A 2,335-nucleotide genomic window follows, 5' to 3' on the forward strand; every position below is an offset into this window, starting at 1 on the left:
GCGCCGATGGTAGTTGGGACCTTGTCCCTGTGAGAGTAGGACGTCGCCAAGCAAAAACCTAAGTCGTTTCGACTTAGGTTTTTTTGTGTTTATTTTTATTGGTTGTAATATAAAGGTAAGAATTACCTTTTGTAAGAATAGAATATTTGGGATCTTATATAAAAAGGTTATGCGAAAAATAGCAATCCAGCTCTTTTTGCATAACCTTTTGTGTTTTTAAAGGATTTTACATAAGAAAAAATCTATAATTAAGGTAGTTAACATATATTTTTGATGGGTGTGGGGGATTATGAAAGAAATATGCATGTTATTAGTGGCTGTTATATTATGGGGGACAGCTATTGCGCCAACAAAATGGGCGTTAGAATCTATTCAGCCGTTTACTTTGTTGTTTATTCGTCTTTTCTTTGCAGGTGGAATTTGTATGCTATTTTCATTTAAGCAACTACAAAAATCAGTTGTACATAAAAAAGTTCCATGGAAAAGAATGAGTTTGTTAGCTTTTACCGGTGTAGCTGGGTATTTTATGTTCACATCGTACGGTATTTCTTTAACAAGTGGATTACATGTTAGTATTATAGATGCTGCATTACCATTAGTTACAATTCTTTTTTCAGCATTCTTCTTGAAAGAGAAAATTCGATTGAATTATTGGATAGGAATTATATTGGGTGCTATAGGAGTACTCTTTATTACGATTCCATCTAAAAGTGCTGATCAAGAAGTGTCTTTAATAGGAGATATACTGATATTATTAAGTACTTTTCTATTTGCTTTCTACACGGTTTTGCTAAAACGACCAAAACAAGAACAGTATTTATCAAACGAGGTTTTTACAACATTAACTTTAATTATCGGAGCTGTTATTCTATTACCATTTGCACTGGTAGAAATTCTTTATTACGGTTTACCGAAGATTGAAACTTGGAAAACGGGACTTAGTGTAATATACCTTGTTATTGGAGCAACAATTTTAGCATATTGGTTTTGGAATAAAGCGCTAGAGAGAGTTTCAGCATCAGTAAGCGGATTATATTTAAATGCATTACCGTTAATAAGTATTGTTACTTCAATTATTCTATTAAATGAATCTCTGACATGGAGAGTAATAATGGGAGCGAGTTTAGTTTTAATTGGAGTAGGATGGGCGGATAAGCAAAAGTTATGTAATCTATTAAAAGGTAATAAGGTGAAGAATAGAGACTGTTAAACAGTATGATTTATATAATTGACATGTAAAAAAGATACCTTATATATGAGGTATCTTTTTTATTTAGCAAAGATAATAGACTAAAATTAGTATGGATATTCTTTACTGTATTTATATGTGTCGAAATCATTTTGAAATATTGTTTGAACAAGTTGTATACATTCAGTATCATAAAAGCTTTCAAAAGTTGGATGACGGGGAAATAAAGGATCAGTAATATCGCCTTCGCTAAAATTCCCTTTATAAATCATGGCGGGAGTTTGATGATGCCATGATGTTGAGAACTCATTTATTGGTGCGTTTTTTAATTCGAAACGCTTTTCTAATTCTTTCATTTCCTGATCAAAGTTTTCTAAGTATATATAATTGGTGACATATTCTTCTTCACCAGCTATATATTGTTGTGTGAAATGTGGGTTAATATCACTTGCGTGAGCTCCTTTCATAAATAGATAGTATAGAAATTGTTTAAATGAGATCCCTTTGGGGGAATTTTCATCTTGATATAAAAACTTTCGGATGGGTTTCCATTCGGGATTTTCCATATAAGGAGGTCCAATTAAGGATACGAAAGAACTGACTGCTCTCCTATAAGGGTTACGAACAAGTTTAAACGTTTCTTTTTGTTTTTCTCGCAACGCTACTCCTAGTCGTACACTATAAGCAGGTGTACTTTTGTATATATCATATTCATAATTATGAATGAAAGGACTATAACTTAGAGCTGTTTGCAATAAATCAATCTGGTAAAAGAACCAATTGGCAAGAGAAGTGCAACCGCTTTTTTGACTCCAAAATAGAATGATGGGAAACTTCCTATGATAGTGTGGGCTTCTTGAATGGGCGCTTATGGTGTTTAATAAAGAAGGGTTGAACAAGTTCTACACTCCTTTCAGTTATTTTACTGATATGTATGAGGAATAAAGAGGGGGTATGAGAGTCTTTTTCATCTTTTTTAAAAAAATGAAAGATTAATATTGACTATTATTATATAGAGGTGTAATATAGGACAAGTCGCCGATGATATTAACGTCGCAAGCGACAAACGAAATGAAAAACTTAGTTGACATTAACTAACGAAGATGTTAACATAAGGAAGTCGCAAATGAGCGACCAAGTAGTTCT

General features: G+C 32.6%; 2 protein-coding genes. One reads left to right on the forward strand and one right to left on the reverse strand.

Annotated features, from left to right (window positions below; all coding sequences use genetic code 11):
• Positions 1 to 289 precede the first annotated feature (289 nt).
• Complete coding sequence (locus ACTJJY_RS31850) at positions 290 to 1,210, forward strand: DMT family transporter (protein WP_440607441.1); 921 nt, start codon at positions 290 to 292, stop codon at positions 1,208 to 1,210.
• A gap of 86 nt (positions 1,211 to 1,296) precedes the next feature.
• Here the strand turns inward: ACTJJY_RS31850 and ACTJJY_RS31855 are convergent, their stop codons facing one another.
• On the reverse strand, positions 1,297 to 2,088 hold the full coding sequence (locus tag ACTJJY_RS31855) for a sulfotransferase family 2 domain-containing protein (RefSeq protein ID WP_063546267.1): 792 nt from the start codon (positions 2,086 to 2,088) through the stop codon (positions 1,297 to 1,299).
• Between the last annotated feature and the right edge of the window lie 247 nt (positions 2,089 to 2,335).

Source organism: Bacillus sp. 22475 (assembly GCF_052044835.1).
GTDB classification, from domain to species: domain Bacteria; phylum Bacillota; class Bacilli; order Bacillales; family Bacillaceae_G; genus Bacillus_A; species Bacillus_A cereus.